A 15,831-nucleotide genomic window follows, 5' to 3' on the forward strand; every position below is an offset into this window, starting at 1 on the left:
CGCCGACTCGGGCGTCAATCGGCCGAATCGGGACGCTGTTCTTCCATCAACAGAACCACGCCTCCGTTGTATCCGTCGAAGGGGGAACACACGACGGTGCAGTCGATGGTCCGGCCGATCCGGTTCACCGCGGGGAGTTCGACGGGGCCCGTGCGGCGACCGGTCTCCAGACACTTCTGGACGGCGTTCCGCAGCTGTTCCGCCGGCAGCCCGAAGTCCAGGGCGAAGAACTCCTCGTTCTCGACCTCGTCGGGGCGCAGCCCCCACAGCTCGGCGGCGCCGCGGTTCCAGCTCTTGACCCGCGCCTCGCTGTCCAGGACCACCACGCCGGCGGCGACGCTGGTGAGGACGCCTTCGAGGAACGCGCGGGCCTCGTCCAGCTCCGCGCTGCGGATGCGCATCTCCTCGTTCATCGTCTCCAGTTCCTCGTTGCCCGACTGGAGTTCCTCGTTGGTGGTCTCCAGTTCCTCGTTGGTGGACTGGAGTTCCTCGTTCGTCGTCTCCAGCTCCTCGATGCTGGACTGGAGTTCCTCGTTGGTGGTCTCCAGCTCCTCGTTGGTGGACTGGAGCTCTTCGTAAGCGGTCTCCAGCTCCTCGCGTACCCGCTTGACCTCGGACTTCAGCTGCGTGGAGACGGTGACGTCGGTGAACGTGATGTTCGTGGCGGCCGGCAGCCCGTTGGAGGCCACCAATGGCTGGATCAGGATGTCGAAGAACTGCGTCTCGTCGCCGACCCGGCGTTCGGCGCCGTTGACGCGCAGCGTCCGGCGCTCGTGGGTGGCCTGCTCGATCAGGGAGCGCAGCTCGACCGGGCGGTAGGAGATCTCCAGGTCCTGGAAGGGACGCCCGATGTCGTTGGAGGTGAGCGCGAACTGTGCGCGCGCGTGGCTGTTGATCATGACTACGGTGCCGTCGAGGTCGATGGCGAGGGAGGAGGCGGGTGCCGCGTCGAGGATCATGTCGCGCAACTGTCGGTTGCGGGCGAGCGAGTTCAGCTCCTGGCCGGTGTTCGTACCGATCCTGAGCGGTGTAGGGGCGTACGGCAACCCCGCGTCGCCCGGCCGGCGCCGGAAGACGCGCTGCCGCATGCTCAGTACTTCGAAGCGGTCGCCGTCGTTGAGCAGCATCTCGGCCTTGCCGAGGAAGAGGAAGCCGCCCTCGCGGAGCGCGAAGTGGAAGCGGTCGACGATCTGGGTCTGCGCCTCGACGTTGAAGTACATCAGCGTGTTGCGGCAGACCAGCAGGCTCAGGCGGGAGATGGGCGCGTCACGGGTGATGTCGTGGCGGCCGAAGATCACCCGGCGGCGCAGGTCGGAACGGAGGCTGTACTGCGCGCCGTTCTGGGTGAAGTATCTGTCGCGCAGCTCCGTCGACAGGGGCTCCAGGGCCTTGGCCGGGTACAGGCCGGCGCGTGCGTCGCGCAGCGCCTCGTCGTCGACGTCGGTGGCGTAGATCTTGACGCGTTCCAGGGTCTCCTGGAGCCCCAGCGCCTCGGCGAGCATGATCGCGAGCGAGTACGCCTCCTCGCCGCTGGAACAGCCCGCGCTCCACACCCGGATCTCCTCGTCGGGAGCGGCCCGGGAGAGGAGGTCGGGCAGCACTTCGCGCTGGAGGAAGGACCAGGCTTCCGTGTCGCGGAAGAAGGAGGTGACGTTGATCAGGATGGTGTTGAACAGCGCGCTGAATTCCTCGGCGCTGGCCTCCAGCAGGTCCCGGTAGTCGGCGTAGGAGTCCACCCCCACGTCCGACATCCGCTTGCGGATGCGGCGCGTCAGCGAGGAGCGCTTGTAACCGGTGAAGTCGAAGCCGCGTGCGTCTCTGAGGAAGACGAGCAGTCCTTCCAGCTCCTCGTCGGTTTCGGCGTCCTGCGTCTTGCTCATCACTGCCTCTTGACGTCGACCAGGCCACGGACCACCGCGGCGATTTCTTCCAGAGGTAGCACGAAATCCACCGCACCCGTTCCGATGGCCGCCTCCGGCATTCCCCTGAATTCTGCCGTGCGCGGATCCTCGCAGATGACGGTGCCGCCGCAGGACTTCACCGCGTCCACGCCCATGGCCCCGTCGCGGCCGGAGCCGGTCAGGACGCAGGCGATGGCGCGCGGGCCGTACGCGCCGGCCAGCGACTCGAAGAGGAGGTCGGCCGAGGGCCGTACGAAGTGCACCAGGCTGCTGCGGGAGAGCGAGAGGACGCCGTCGGCGTTGACGAGGAGGTGGTGGTCGGGCGGCGCCACGTAGACGACGCCCGGCCGGACCTGCTCATCGCTCTCCGCGAGCTTGACCATCAGGTTCGTACGGCGGGCGAGCACGTCGGCGATGACGGTTCTGTGCCGGGGATCGAGGTGCTGGATGATGAGCACAGGAACGGGCAGCTCGCCGTCCAGCTGTTCCAGGAAGGTGTTCAGCGCGTGGATGCCGCCGGCCGATGAGGCGACCGCGACGATGGCGAAGTGGTCCGCCGTGGACTCTTCTGCGGTCACACCATGAGCCTAGTCCCCGACGTCGGCGGAGGCGAGGGACTCTCCAGTGCGCTTCGGGCGCGGTACCGCGCCGGTCAGGCCCTGCCGCGCGGCCCGCCGTACGCCGTCCCTCAGGGCCACACCAGGCAGTACGCCTGATGCCCGGCCTCGTGCAGGCGGTGCGAGAAGTCCTGCCATTCGTGGAGGAGGCGGTAGACGGCGAAGGCGTCGCGCGGGCCGCCGCGGTCGGGCACGGTGGACCATATGAAGGCGGCGGCACCCACCGACTCCTCGCCGACGCCGCGCAGCGGGTCGACGACCGTCATGGGGAGCTTGACCACGGCGTAGTCGGGGTGCAGGACGACCAGTTCGAGCGGCGGGACCTTCGACAGCGGTATGCCCTCGATGCCGGTCAGCACCATCGCCGCCATGGTCTCCGGCTTGATCTTGGTGAACATCCCGCCCATGCCGAGCTCGTCGCCGCCCAGCTCCTCGGGACGCATCGAGATGGGCACCCGGGCCGCCGTGGCGCCGTCGGGAGCGCCGAAGTACTTGTAGGTCACCCCCATGCGCCCGCCTCTGCTGCTGGTCCCGCTGTTGTTCTCCGCGCCGCTGGTAGGGGCGCCGCTCTGCTCCGCACGGTCCTGCTCGCCGCTGTACTCCGCTCGGCGGTGGCGGCCGCGCCGGGCGCGCTCCGGGCCCCGGTCATCGGTCCCTTCGCCCAGTTCGCCACCGCGATGCATATCTCCACCCGACCACTCGCAGCCTCAGCCGCGCAACCCGATCATCGTCTCAGAGACCTCCCCCGTCACCGGCGTGTGAAACGCCCGGCCGCGCGCCCCCGTGCGCCTCTGAGACCATTGCTTGCGTGACTCACTCGTACGATGCCCCAGTTTCGCAGACGCTCTTCGACCGCGCGGCCGTCGTGACGCCCGGCGGCGTGAACTCTCCCGTGCGCGCGTTCGGCGCCGTGGGCGGTACGCCCCGGTTCATGGTGTCCGGTACCGGTCCGTACCTCACGGACGCCGACGGCCGTGAGTACGTCGACCTCGTGTGCTCGTGGGGGCCGATGATCCTCGGTCATTCGCACCCCCAGGTCGTCCAGGCCGTCCAGGACGCCGTCGCGCACGGCCTGTCGTTCGGTACGCCGGGCGCCGGCGAGGTCGAGCTCGCCGAGGAGATCGTGGCCCGCATCGAGCCGGTCGAGCAGGTACGCCTGGTCTCCTCCGGCACCGAGGCGACCATGTCGGCGATCCGGCTGGCCCGCGGTTTCACGGGGCGGCCCAAGGTGATCAAGTTCGCCGGCTGCTACCACGGTCACGTCGACGCGCTGCTGGCCGCGGCCGGCTCCGGCGTGGCGACCTTCGGGCTGCCCGACACGCCGGGCGTCACCGGCGCGCAGGCCGGCGACACGATCGTGCTCCCGTACAACGACATCGAGGCCGTGCGCGCCGCGTTCGCCGCGCACGAGGGCCAGATCGCCTGTGTGATCACCGAGGCGTCGGCCGGCAACATGGGCGTCGTCCCGCCGCTGCCCGGCTTCAACCAGGGCCTGAAGGACCTCTGCTCCGCCAACGGCGCGCTCTACATCTCCGACGAGGTCATGACCGGCTTCCGGGTCAGCAAGGCCGGCTGGTACGGCATCGACGGCGTGCGCCCGGACCTGATGACCTTCGGCAAGGTCATGGGCGGCGGCTTCCCGGCCGCGGCGTTCGGCGGCCGCGCCGACGTGATGGCCCACCTCGCCCCGGCCGGCCCGGTCTACCAGGCGGGCACCCTCTCCGGTAACCCGGTCGCCACCGCCGCCGGCGTCACGCAGCTGCGGCTGCTGGACGACGCCGCGTACGAGAAGGTCGACGCGGTCTCCGCCGAGCTGCGCGGGCTGGTCTCCGAGGCGCTGTCCAAGGAGGGCGTGGCGCACCGCGTGCAGGTCGCGGGCAACATGTTCTCGGTCTTCTTCTCCGACGTGGACGTCACCGACTACGAGAAGGCCAAGGCGCAGGAGTCCTTCCGCTTCACGCCCTTCTTCCACTCGATGCTCTCCCAGGGCGTCTACCTCCCGCCGTCCGCCTTCGAGTCGTGGTTCGTCTCCACCGCCCACGACGCGCGGGCCGTCGAGCGGATCGCGGCGGCGCTGCCGGCCGCCGCGCGGGCCGCCGCCGAGGCCACCGCATGAGCGGCACGACCGGCGGCAAGGGCAGCGGCGACGAGATCACCGTCGTCCACCTGATGCGCCACGGCGAGGTGCACAACCCCGAGGGCGTCCTCTACGGGCGGCGCCCCGGGTACCACCTCTCCGAGCTGGGCCGGCAGATGGCCGACCGGGTCGCCGAGCACCTCGCGGACCGCGACATCACCCATGTCGTGGCCTCCCCGCTGGAGCGGGCGCAGGAGACGGCCGCGCCGATCGGCAAGGCGCACGGGCTGGACGTCGACAGCGACCCGCGGCTCATCGAGGCCGGGAACATCTTCGAGGGCAAGACCTTCGGCGTCGGCGACGGCGCGCTCAAGCGGCCGGGCAACTGGAGGTACCTCACCAACCCGTTCCGGCCCTCCTGGGGCGAGCCGTACATCGAGCAGGTCGTCCGGATGATGGCCGCGCTCGGTACGGCCCGGGACGCGGCCCGCGGCCACGAGGCGGTCGCGGTCAGCCACCAGCTGCCGATCTGGATCGTGCGCAGCTTCGCCGAGCGGCGCCGGCTGTGGCACGACCCGCGCAAGCGGCAGTGCACCCTCGCCTCGCTGACGTCCTTCACCTTCCACGGCGACCGGATCGTCTCGGTCGGCTACACCGAGCCCGCGCTCGACCTGGTGCCGGAGCATCTGCGCGCCGGAGCGCAGCCGCGGTTCGGCAAGGGCTCCGTGAAGGGCCAGGCCAAGGCCGCCGGCGCCTGAGCCCGGCCCTGCGGCGGTACGTGTGGACAGTCGTCCGTACGTACCGCCGTAGATATATGCGATTACCCCGGAACCCCGGAACCCGCTCCGCCCTCTTACCCGATGTCCGTATTTACGGGCGTTGAGTACGGCGAATCATGGCAAATGCGGACGGGAACGGTATGAGCGCGATCAGTCGGCGGAACCTGCTGGGCATCGGAGCGGGGGCGGCCGCCGCGATCGGGCTCGCGGGCTGCGGTACCGAACGGCCCGGCGACGCCGCCGGGAGGAAGACCGTCCAGGCACGTCCGAAGCCGATAGGCGACGGCTCCACCGCCGAGACCGGACCGCAGCCGCACCAGCCCCCGAAGCCCGAGCCGCTGGAGCCGGGCCGGGTCCCGCCGCAGTTCGTCGTCTTCTCCTGGGACGGCGCCGGCGAGGTCGGCAACGGGCTCTTCCCGCGCTTCCGCCGCCTCGCCGAGGACCACGGCGCGAAGATGACCTTCTTCCTCTCCGGCCTGTACTGCCTCCCGGAGTCCAAGAAGTCCCTGTACCGCCCGCCGAACAACGCGGTCGGCGCCTCGGACATCGGCTACCTCACCGACGCGCACATCAAGGAGACGCTGCGCAACGTCCGGGCCGCCTGGCTGGAGGGCCACGAGATAGGCACCCACTTCAACGGGCACTTCTGCGCCGGCTCCGGCTCGGTCGCCCGCTGGACGCCCGAGCAGTGGCGCTCCGAGATCGACCAGGCCGTCGACTTCGTCACGAAGTGGCGCACCCACACCGGCTTCACCGACGTCGAACCGCTCCCCTTCGACTACGAGAAGGAGCTCGTCGGCGGCCGTACCCCCTGCCTGCTCGGCCAGGACAACCTGCTGCCCACGGCCCGCGGCCTCGGCTGGCGCTACGACGCCAGCTCGCCCGGCGGCCGCCAGACCTGGCCCACGAAGAAGCGCGGCATCTGGGACTTCCCGCTCCAGCAGATACCGTTCCCCGGCCACTCCTTCGAGGTCCTCTCGATGGACTACAACATCCTCGCCAACCAGTCCGGGAACTCCACCCGGGCCCCGCGCCACAACTACCCCGGCTGGCGCCGGCAGGCCGCGGACGCCTACATATCCGGTTTTCGGCGCGCCTACGAGTCCAACCGCGCCCCCTTCTTCATCGGCAACCACTTCGAGGAGTGGAACGGCGGGATCTACATGGACGCCGTCGAGGAAGCTCTGAAGCACATCGCGGACGACGGCCACCGGGACGTGCGGCTGGTCTCCTTCAAACAGTTCACCGACTGGCTGGACGTCCAGGACCCGAAGGTGCTGGCCCGGCTCCAGCGGCTGGGCGTCGGCGAACGGCCGGCCGGCGGCTGGCGGCGGTACCTCGCCGGGGCCTGAACCGCGCCGACGAGGGGGGTGCGGAAGATCCACAAAAGGCCCATGCGAAACTTTTCACATGAGTGCCTGCCGCGTCCCCCGCCGCGTCACCCGCCGCCTGCTCCTGCCGGCCGCCGGCGCCGCGGCCGCCGCCGTGCTGCTGAGCGCCTGCGGGACAGGGGGTACCTCAGGAGGCTCGCAGCAGACCAAGTTCGTCCAGGGCAAGGGCGGCGTGGACACCGTCAAGCCGGCGGACCGGCAGCAGGCCCCCGACATCTCCGGCGAGTCCACCGAGGGCAAGCAGCTCGACGCCGCCGACTACAAGGGCAAGGTCGTCGTCCTCAACATCTGGGGATCCTGGTGCGCGCCCTGCATCGCCGAGGCCCCGAACTTCGCCAAGGTCGCCAACGAGACCAAGGACAAGGGCGTGCAGTTCCTCGGGATCAACACCCGGGACTCCAAGAAGACCCAGGCGGTCAGCTTCGAGGAACAGCACAAGATCCCGTACCCCAGCCTGTACGACCCGATGGGCAAGCTCATGCTGCGCTTCCCCAAGGGCAGCCTGAACCCGCAGGCCATCCCCAGCACCATCGCGATCGACCGCAAGGGCCGGATCGCGGCCCGCGCGCTCACCCCGCTCAGCGAGAGCGAGCTGCGCAAGATGATCGACCCGCTGATCGCGGAGAAGTGATCCCGTGAGCGTGCTCGCCGTAGCCGGCACCGCACCGAACCACACGGTGCTCACCGGTGCCCTGCTGGTCGCCCTGCCGGTCGCCCTCCTCGGCGGCCTGGTGTCCTTCTTCTCGCCGTGCGTGCTGCCGCTCGTACCCGGCTACATGTCGTACGTGACCGGCGTCACCGGCACCGACCTCGGCGAGGCCCGGCGCGGCCGGATGCTCACCGGCGCCTCCCTCTTCGTCCTCGGCTTCACCGTCGTCTTCGTCTCCGGAGGTGCCCTCTTCGGGTACTTCGGGCAGACGCTCCAGGACTACAAGGACGTCATCTCGCGGGTGCTCGGCGCCCTGACCATCCTGCTCGGCCTCACCTTCATGGGGGTGCTGGGCCGCTTCGGGCAGCGCGAGTTCCGGATGCTGCACAAGCGGCCCGCGATGGGGCTGGTGGGCGCGCCCGTGCTCGGCGTGCTCTTCGGCGTCGGCTGGACGCCGTGCCTCGGCCCCACGCTGACCGCCGTGAACGCCCTGTCGTTCAACGAGGCCAGCGCGGGCCGCGGCGCGCTGCTGACCATCGCGTACTGCATCGGCCTCGGCCTGCCCTTCATCCTGGTCGCGCTGGCCTTCCGCAAGGCGCTCGGCGCGTTCGGCTGGGTCAAGCGCCACTATGTGTGGGTGATGCGGACCGGTGGCGGCCTGCTCGTCGTGATCGGCGTCCTGCTCGTCACAGGAATCTGGGACAGCATGATGTCCGCACTGCAGAGCTGGACCACAGGCTTCACCGTTGGGATCTGATCGATGACCGCCAAGACCGACACCCGCGAGTCCGAGCCCGAACTGGGCGCGGCCGGGTCCCAGCTCTCCACCGCGCCCAAGGAAGAGATCAGCCTGCCGTCCCTCGGGCCCCTCGGCTGGGCCCGCTGGTTCTGGCGCCAGCTGACCTCGATGCGGGTGGCGCTGATCCTGCTGTTCCTGCTCTCGCTCGGCGCCGTGCCCGGTTCGCTGATCCCGCAGACCAGCATCAACCCGGTCAAGGTCGACGAGTTCAAGAAGCAGCACGACGTGCTCGGGCCGCTGTACGACAAGCTCGGGATGTTCCACGTCTACAGCTCGGTGTGGTTCTCCGCGATCTACCTGCTGCTGTTCATCTCGCTGATCGGCTGCATCATCCCGCGCACCTGGCAGTTCGTCGGCCAGCTGCGCGGCCGTCCGCCGGGCGCCCCGCGCCGCCTGACCCGGCTCCCCGCGTACGCCACCTGGCGCACCACCGCCGAGCCCGAGCAGGTGCTCGACGCCGCCCGCCGGACGCTGAAGAAACGCCGCTTCCGTACCCACATCGTGGGCAGCGCCGTCGCCTCCGAGAAGGGCTACCTCCGCGAGGCCGGCAACCTGGTCTTCCACATCGCGCTGATCGTGATGCTGGTCGCCTTCGCCGTCGGCAACCTGTGGAAGTCCGAGGGCGGCAAGCTGATCGCCGAGGGCGACGGCTTCTCCAACAGCCTGACCCAGTTCGACGACTTCAAGTCCGGGTCGTTCTTCGACACCGACGACCTGGCGCCGTTCGGCTTCCAGCTCGACAAGTTCGTCGCCACGTACGAGCGCGGCGGACCGCAGAACGGCACCCCGCGCATCTTCCGCGCCGACGTCACCTACTTCGACGGCGCCGACGGCAAGGAGCGCAAGACCTCGATCAAGGTCAACGAGCCGCTGGACATCGGCGGCGACCGGGTCTACCTGCTCTCGCACGGCTACGCCCCCGAGGTCACCGTCAAGGACGGCACCGGCAAGGTCGTCTACGAGGGCGCGGTCCCCTTCCTCCCGCAGGACCAGAAGAACTTCACCTCCAGCGGCGTGGTGAAGGTCCCCGGGGCAAAGACCAAGGACGGCAAGAGGAACCAGCTGGGCTTCCAGGGTTTCTTCGTCCCGACCTTCGGCGGCAAGGGCTCCGGCTCGATGTTCTCGGTGTTCCCGGCGCTGGACAATCCCCGGCTGACCCTCACCGCGTACCACGGTGACCTGGGCGTGGACTCCGGCCTGCCGCAGAACGTGTACCAGCTGGAGACCAAGAACCTGAAGCAGTACAAGCAGGACGGCCGGGCGGTCGCCCAGATGATGGCGCCGGGCCAGACGATGAAGCTGCCGAACGGTGACGGCAGCATCAAGTTCGACGGCGTCAAGCAGTGGGCCAGCTTCACCATCTCCCACCAGCCCGGCAACGAGATCGCGCTGGGCGGCGCCGTCGCGGCCCTGCTGGGCCTGGCCGGCTCGCTGTTCATCCAGCGCCGCCGGGTGTGGGTCCGTGCCGAGCCGGGTCCCGACGGCGTCACCGTCGTGGAGATCGCCGGGCTCGGCCGCAGCGAGTCCCCGAAGCTCCCCGAGGAGCTGGCCGACCTCGCGTACGCCCTCCAGCCGGCAGCGCCGCAGGCGCCCGAGCCGGCGTCCGAAGAGCCCGCGGAGTCCGCATCCGAGGACTCCGCGGCAGAGGCCCCCGACCCCGAAGCAGAAGACTCCGCGGAGCCGTCCGACTCCGCCGGTAACGCTGATCCCTCCGAAGGAGCGCGCGCGTGAACCTCGCGGCCGCGGCCAACGAGAACCTGGCCAGTACCAGCAACACGCTGATCTATTCGGCGATGGCGATCTACACCCTGGCGTTCCTCGCGCACATGGCGGAATGGGTGTTCGGCAGCCGCAGCAAGGTGGCCCGTACGGCCGCCGCGCTCACCGCGGAGAAATCAGCGACGCCCGCCGTGACGGTGCAGTCCAAGGACCGGGCCGGCGGCACCGCCGTCCTGGACCGCCCCAAGGTCGTCACCCGCTCCGCGGCCGGCAGCCGGGACGTGCCCGACGGCCCCGGCGCGCACGGCGGCACCGAGAAGGGCGACCTGTACGGCCGGATCGCCATCTCGCTGACCACCCTGGCCTGGCTGATCCACGTCGGCGGCGTGGTCTCCCGCGCCCTGTCGGTGGAGCGTGCCCCCTGGGGCAACATGTACGAGTTCTCCACGACCTTCGCCGCGGTCGCGGTGGCCGTGTACCTGATCCTGCTGGTCGCGAAGAAGAACGTGCGCTGGATCGGCCTGCCGCTGATCACCACGGTCCTGCTGGACCTCGGCCTGGCCGTCTCGGTCCTCTACACCGCCAGCGACCAGCTCGTCCCGGCGCTGCACTCGTACTGGCTGTGGATCCACGTCAGCTGCGCGATCATCTCCGGCGCCGTGCTCTACATGGGCGCGGTCGCCACGCTCCTGTACCTCTTCCGCGACCGGTACGAGGCCAAGCTCGCGGACCCCGCGGGCAAGCAGCCCGGCGCCTTCGCCAAGTCCGTGCTGGAGCGGCTGCCCGCGGCCGCCTCGCTGGACAAGTTCGCGTACCGCATCAACGCGACCGTCTTCCCGCTCTGGACCTTCACGATCATCGCGGGCGCGATCTGGGCCGAGGCCGCCTGGGGCCGCTACTGGGGCTGGGACCCCAAGGAGGTCTGGTCCTTCATCACCTGGGTCGCCTACGCCTGCTACCTGCACGCCCGCGCCACCGCCGGCTGGAAGGGCCGCAAGGCCGCCTACCTGGCCCTGATCGCCTTCGCCTGCTACCTTTTCAACTACTACGGCGTGAACATCTTCGTCACCGGCCTGCACTCCTACGCGGGGGTCTGACCGGCGGCTTTCCGTACCGGGACCGTGCGCGCCGAGCGCCGCACGGTCCCGGTTCGCGTTTCAGTGGGACCGGCCGGTCTCAGCGGGTCAGCGTGACGGTGGCCGTGGCCGTCGCCGCGGTGTGCTCACCGTCGCCCCGGTACGTGACGGTGTAGACCGCCTCGCCCTTGCCCTTGGGCCGGTCGGTGACGGCGAAGGTGCCGTCGGCGGCCACGGCGACCTCGCCCAGGGAGGCCCGCTTCCCGCCGGGGCCGGCGCGCGTGACCTCGACCGTCGTGCCGTCCGGGTGGGCCGGCCGTGCGGTGAGCTTGCCCGACACGGTCAGCGGCTTGTTGGGGGCCGAGGTGCCGGGAGCGGTGACCGCGAGCGCCGAGACGGCCTTCGTGGCGTCGGTGAAGACCTTGAGGGCGTAGGCCGCCCCGCCGTTGTCCGTGCCCTCCGTGACGGCGAAGAGCCGGTCGCCCTCGGGCGCCCAGGCCAGCCCGGCGGACCGCAGGTCGGGCGTGCCGGTGCCCTGGAAGTCGTAGGTGCGGTACGCGGTCCCCCGGCCGGGCTTGAAGAGGGACAGCGCCGGGGTCCAGCTGGAGATGCCGGCCGCGACGGTGCCGTCCGGGGCGACGGCCACGGAGTTCGGGTAGGTGTTCGTGGCATAGCGGCCGTCCGCCGACAGGTCCTCCAGCCGGAACACCTGGTGGTAGTACGGGGAGCCGCTGGCCGTGACGACGTGCTCGCCGTCCGGGGTGATCGCCATGTCCTGCATGTTGGAGGTGGACCCGCCGGGGTCCCGGACCGAGGCCTGCTGCTTCGGGGTGCCGGCGGAGACGTCGTACACCGTGAGGGTCGCGGGGCTCGAACCCTCGACGGTCGCGACGATCCTGCCGGGCGCCGCGGGAGAGGAGACCAGGGTCGGCGCGGAGTAGAAGGGGCCGTACCCCACCTGCTTCAGCGAGACGACCGGCTCGGGGCCGGACAGGTCGAGGGAGCCGACGTCGCCGAAGGAGTCGGCGGCGTCGTACCCGAACCACACCGTGTCGCCGGTGACGGCCGGGCTCAGCGGGCGGTTGCCGGCGCCGAGCCGGTACCGGGCCTTCTCCGTCAGCGTGCCGGTGTCGACGGCGGAGATCGCGTCACCGTCCGGCAGGGCGACGAAGAGGGTGCCGGAGTCCTCCGACAGCGCGAGCCCGGCGGCGCCCGGCTCGCCCTCGATCCGCTTGACGAGCGTGCCGTCGTAATCGGTCACCACGACGGCGCTGCCGACCGGATCACTGAGGAACACCCGGTCGTGGACGCCGTCCACGACGATGTCCCCGTGGCCTCCGGTGAGCGGCAGCGGAGCGGTGGAGTCGGCCGCCGCCGCGGTTCCGGCCCCCAAGAGGGACGTGGCACCCACCATGGCCGCGAGGGCCGCGGTACCGACGAGTCTTCGTATCCGCACGTTGCTTCATCCTCACTCGGTCGAGACGCGTTGCATCAACGGCCGGAGGGCCCGGCCGCGAGGAGGGCGAATGGGGGGACGGGCTCGCGCCGCCGTTGCCGGGAGCGGGTCCGCTGCGCCGGTCAAAGATTAAGCGAGGGGACTGACGGACGGCGTGGATTCCGGGGCCGGGTAAGGGAGTTCGCGCGGCAGCAGGGCCCGCGCCGCCGACAGGTCACCGTCCTGTACGAGTGCGTGGACCCGGTGGGCGAGCGGGGTGACGTCGGTGATGGAGGTGATCCACTCGTCCGCGTAGCTGCGGCTCGCGTCACCGGAGAGGCCGAGCTGGAGGGAGCGGTGGGGGAGGGGACGCAGGTGGAGGTCGCGTTCCGGGTCCCATTGGATGCGGACGGGGGAATCGCGCAGCGACCGCTTCCAGGCGGCGCGGTCGGTGTGCTCGGCCGGGTCGTAGTGCGAGAGGCAGGCGCGTTCCAGCGCCCGGTCGAAGCCGGTCCGGTCGATCTCCACGGCCAGCACGCACTCCTGGCCGGGCTTGGTGGCCCAGCCGCAGCGGTACATCATCCACAGGAACGAGGGCTTGATCCACGTCATCCGGTCCCGCTTCCACGTGGCGGGGAAGCGCCCGGTGCGGGCGGCCGGGACGCCGAGCGCGGGGTCGTAGGCCTGGTAGACGGTGACGGTGGTGTCGGTGCAGGCAGCCCTGATCTGGCGGGCCGGCGGGGTCTGACGGTCGTTCATGAGGGATCAGCGTGCGCCATGCCGCAGCGGGGTGCCACCGGATTTCCGGTGAGTCCGAGGCTGTCGCGGCTCCGCCGCCGTCGCGGTCGGCCGGCGGCTCAGCGGCGCTTGCGGTCGCCGGGCTCCTGGCGGGGCGGGGACTGGTCAGCGCCCGGGAGGACGGGCTTGGGCAGGGACGCGACCTGCTTCTTGGCCGCAGCCAGCCGGGCGGCGGTGTCCCGCGGCAGCCGTGGCGGGCGTGCGGGCGTGAAGCCGAAGGCCGAGGTCAGGTCGCCGAAGGTGGCGCGGCGCCAGTCGGAGATGTTCGGTTCCTCGACGCCGGTGAAGCGCTCCAGGAACTGCAGGACGGAGGTGTGGTCGAAGCGCTCGCCCGCTGCCCAGCCGCCCACCGTCCACGGCGAGACGATCAGGCACGGGACGCGGAAGCCGCCGCCGATGGGCAGCCCGTCGACGAACTCGTCCGCGGTCCCGGCGGGCGGCACCGGCGGCGGCACATGGTCGAAGAGCCCGTCGTTCTCGTCGTAGTTCATGATGAACGCGGTCTTCCGCCACACCTTCGGGTTGGCGGCGAGGGCCTCGACCGTCCGCGCGACGAAGGCGGCACCGGCGGCCGGCAGGAAGTCCGGGTGCTCCGACTCCGCCGCCGTCGGGATGATCCAGGAGACGGCCGGCAGCCGGTCGTTCCGGGCGTCGTCCTCGAAGGTGCCGGCGGGCCGCGGCCGCAGCCCGTGCTCGTACAGCGGGTCCCCGGGCCGGGCGTCCCGGAAGGTCTGGAAGTGCTCCAGCAGGTTGCAGCCGTAGTCGTCGTCCTGCTGGTAGACCCGCCAGCTCACCCCGGCCGCCTCCAGCCGCTCGGCGTAGGAGGTCCAGCGGTACGGCCGCGGGGCGGCGTTGCGCACGACCGGGCCGCCCCGGGTGCCGCCGGGGTCGATGGTGCCGGTCATCCAGTACAGCCGGTTCGGCCAGGTCGGCCCCAGCACCGAGCAGAAGTAGTGGTCGCAGAGGGTGAACGCCTCGGCGAGGGCGAAGTGGAAGGGGATGTCGGCGCGGGTGTGGTAGCCCATCACGTACGGGCCGTTCCGGCCGTCCGCCTTGCGGTGCGCGGGCAGCCACCGGTCCATCCGGCCGCCGTGCCACGCCTCGTGCTGCACGGACCGGACGTGGCTGGTGGAGGGGATGGCCTGGGCGCTGGAGCCGCGGGTGTCCAGGTGGAACGGCAGCAGGTAGCCGTCCGGGTTGGCGTCGTCCGGCTGGTGAAAGACCGAGCGCCCCGTGGACAGGGTGAGCGCGTCCGGGTCGGCGAAGCCGCGTACGCCCCGCAGCGTGCCGAAGTAATGGTCGAACGAACGGTTCTCCTGCATCAGCAGCACGACGTGCTCGATGTCGGCCGGCGAGCCGTACCGGGGCGGCCCGGCGGCGGCCGCCCTCCGCACGCTCGGCGGCAGCACCGACAGCGCGGCGGCGCCGCCCAGCGCGCCCGCGGCGGAGCCGAGCAGCCTGCGCCGGGTCATGTGCCGGGGGCAACCTCCGGACCGGGACCGTCCACCGAAGTCGATCATCGTGGGCAGCCTAGGGCGGGGGCGCCGTTTCCTGACGGAGGCTCAGGGAAAGGTCACGCGGGCAGCGGGCAGCGGGCAGCGGGCAGGGGCGCGGTCAGTCCTCGCCGATGTCCTCGTGCCACAGCTCGGGCCGCTCGGCGATGAAGTCGCGCATCATCGCCACGCACTCCGGATCGTCCAGCACCACGATCTCCACGCCGTGCTCGGCCAGCCAGTCGTGGCCGCCGTGGAAGGTCTCCGCCTCGCCGACCACCACCCGGGAGATCCCGAACTGGCGCACCAGGCCGCTGCAGTACCAGCAGGGCGAGAGCGTGGTCACCATCGTCGTGCCCTTGTAGGAGCGCTGCCGCCCCGCGGCCCTGAACGCCGCGGTCTCCGCGTGCACCGACGGGTCGCCGTCCTGCACCCGGCGGTTGTGGCCGCGGCCGAGCAGGGTCCCGTCAGCGCCGTACAGCGCCGCGCCGATCGGGATGCCGCCCGAGGCGAGACCGGCGCGGGCCTCGGCCACCGCGGTGGCCAGCATCGCGGCCGCGCCGGGCGCGCCGGACACGTCGTGGCCGCTCATTCGTCCCGCTCCCCCGACTCGCGCCGGTCCCCGGACTCACGGCGGTCCCCGGCCTCGCGGGGCTCCCCGGATTCCCGCTGCTCGCCGGTCTCGCGGCGGCGCAGCTCCTCCTCGCGGCGCTTCAGGTCCGCCTCCCAGTCCTTGAGCAGCGCCTCGTCCTCGTCCCGCCGCTGCGCCCGCTCCTGCGTACCCAGCTTCTCCAGGAACTCGGGATTGTCGTCCGGCGCGACCCAGCCGCCCCGGCCGCCCCCGCGCCGAGGGCCGCCGTCCTGGGCGGCGAGCGCGGCCCGGTCCTTCCCGGCGATCAGCCAGGAGACCGAACCGACGAGCGGAAAGAGGAGCACGAGGATCGCCCAGAGTGGTTTGGGCATGTGGCGCACATGCTTCTCATCGGTGGTGACGCAGTCGATGAACGCATAGATGCTCAGTGCCAGCGGCACCAGGATCATCAGCACCCGCAGCATGTGTCGCTCCCCCTGGGAGTGGCCGGGCGGGCCGGTGAGCG

15 protein-coding genes are annotated in these 15,831 nt (G+C 71.0%); 7 read left to right on the forward strand and 8 right to left on the reverse strand.

Translation table 11 applies throughout. The features are described 5' to 3' along the window. Nucleotides 1–14: 14 nt before the first annotated feature. The 3 genes from ACZ6WH_RS25035 to ACZ6WH_RS25045 form a co-directional block, all read right to left on the reverse strand. Nucleotides 15–1,880, reverse strand: a complete 1,866-nt coding sequence (locus ACZ6WH_RS25035) for a CheR family methyltransferase (protein WP_469730813.1) — start codon at nt 1,878–1,880, stop codon at nt 15–17. After that, nucleotides 1,880–2,479 carry a chemotaxis protein CheB gene (locus tag ACZ6WH_RS25040; protein ID WP_469730815.1) on the reverse strand — a complete coding sequence of 200 codons (600 nt, stop codon included), beginning with the start codon at nt 2,477–2,479 and terminating at the stop codon, nt 1,880–1,882. Before ACZ6WH_RS25040 ends, ACZ6WH_RS25035 begins: the two co-directional genes overlap by 1 nt. A 110-nt stretch (nt 2,480–2,589) precedes the next feature. Next, nucleotides 2,590–3,201: a hypothetical protein gene (locus ACZ6WH_RS25045; protein ID WP_432856270.1), complete on the reverse strand. Its 612-nt coding sequence runs from the start codon at nt 3,199–3,201 to the stop codon at nt 2,590–2,592. A 125-nt stretch (nt 3,202–3,326) separates the two neighbouring features. Between ACZ6WH_RS25045 and hemL the strand changes: the two genes are divergently transcribed. The 7 genes from hemL (at nt 3,327) to ccsB (ending at nt 11,029) form a co-directional block, all read left to right on the forward strand. Beyond that, nucleotides 3,327–4,634 (forward strand): glutamate-1-semialdehyde 2,1-aminomutase, encoded by a 1,308-nt coding sequence (gene hemL, locus ACZ6WH_RS25050; RefSeq protein ID WP_469730817.1) that lies wholly within the window; start codon nt 3,327–3,329, stop codon nt 4,632–4,634. Continuing rightward, entirely contained in the window at nt 4,631–5,353 is a 723-nt protein-coding gene (locus ACZ6WH_RS25055) for a histidine phosphatase family protein (RefSeq protein WP_469730819.1), read from the forward strand. The genes hemL and ACZ6WH_RS25055 overlap by 4 nt, the downstream gene beginning before the upstream one ends. 161 nt (nt 5,354–5,514) lie before the next feature. Beyond that, nucleotides 5,515–6,726: a polysaccharide deacetylase family protein gene (locus ACZ6WH_RS25060; protein WP_469730821.1), complete on the forward strand. Its 1,212-nt coding sequence runs from the start codon at nt 5,515–5,517 to the stop codon at nt 6,724–6,726. Nucleotides 6,727–6,784: 58 nt separating this feature from the next. After that, nucleotides 6,785–7,396: a TlpA family protein disulfide reductase gene (locus ACZ6WH_RS25065; RefSeq protein WP_469730823.1), complete on the forward strand. Its 612-nt coding sequence runs from the start codon at nt 6,785–6,787 to the stop codon at nt 7,394–7,396. Between the two features lie 10 nt (nt 7,397–7,406). Then, nucleotides 7,407–8,171 carry a cytochrome c biogenesis CcdA family protein gene (locus ACZ6WH_RS25070; protein ID WP_361558790.1) on the forward strand — a complete coding sequence of 255 codons (765 nt, stop codon included), beginning with the start codon at nt 7,407–7,409 and terminating at the stop codon, nt 8,169–8,171. A 3-nt stretch (nt 8,172–8,174) separates the two neighbouring features. Further along, nucleotides 8,175–9,944, forward strand: a complete 1,770-nt coding sequence (gene resB, locus ACZ6WH_RS25075; RefSeq protein WP_469730825.1) for a cytochrome c biogenesis protein ResB — start codon at nt 8,175–8,177, stop codon at nt 9,942–9,944. Next, nucleotides 9,941–11,029 carry a c-type cytochrome biogenesis protein CcsB gene (gene ccsB, locus ACZ6WH_RS25080; protein ID WP_469730827.1) on the forward strand — a complete coding sequence of 363 codons (1,089 nt, stop codon included), beginning with the start codon at nt 9,941–9,943 and terminating at the stop codon, nt 11,027–11,029. The genes resB and ccsB overlap by 4 nt, the downstream gene beginning before the upstream one ends. Before the next feature lie 79 nt (nt 11,030–11,108). Here ccsB and ACZ6WH_RS25085 read toward each other — a convergent pair whose 3' ends face one another. The 5 genes from ACZ6WH_RS25085 to ACZ6WH_RS25105 all read right to left on the reverse strand — a co-directional run bounded on the left by ACZ6WH_RS25085 (nt 11,109) and on the right by ACZ6WH_RS25105 (nt 15,790). Continuing rightward, nucleotides 11,109–12,464, reverse strand: a complete 1,356-nt coding sequence (locus ACZ6WH_RS25085) for a hypothetical protein (RefSeq protein ID WP_469730828.1) — start codon at nt 12,462–12,464, stop codon at nt 11,109–11,111. 129 nt (nt 12,465–12,593) lie between these two features. Further along, on the reverse strand, nt 12,594–13,202 hold the full coding sequence (locus ACZ6WH_RS25090) for a DUF4291 domain-containing protein (RefSeq protein ID WP_469730830.1): 609 nt from the start codon (nt 13,200–13,202) through the stop codon (nt 12,594–12,596). A 98-nt stretch (nt 13,203–13,300) separates the two neighbouring features. After that, nucleotides 13,301–14,713 (reverse strand): alkaline phosphatase family protein, encoded by a 1,413-nt coding sequence (locus ACZ6WH_RS25095; RefSeq protein WP_469730832.1) that lies wholly within the window; start codon nt 14,711–14,713, stop codon nt 13,301–13,303. A 142-nt stretch (nt 14,714–14,855) separates the two neighbouring features. Further along, nucleotides 14,856–15,326 carry a nucleoside deaminase gene (locus ACZ6WH_RS25100; RefSeq protein ID WP_469730834.1) on the reverse strand — a complete coding sequence of 157 codons (471 nt, stop codon included), beginning with the start codon at nt 15,324–15,326 and terminating at the stop codon, nt 14,856–14,858. After that, on the reverse strand, nt 15,323–15,790 hold the full coding sequence (locus ACZ6WH_RS25105; RefSeq protein ID WP_469730835.1) for a PLD nuclease N-terminal domain-containing protein: 468 nt from the start codon (nt 15,788–15,790) through the stop codon (nt 15,323–15,325). Before ACZ6WH_RS25105 ends, ACZ6WH_RS25100 begins: the two co-directional genes overlap by 4 nt. Between the last annotated feature and the right edge of the window lie 41 nt (nt 15,791–15,831).

The sequence above is a fragment of the Streptomyces sp. NPDC050806 genome, assembly GCF_055586425.1.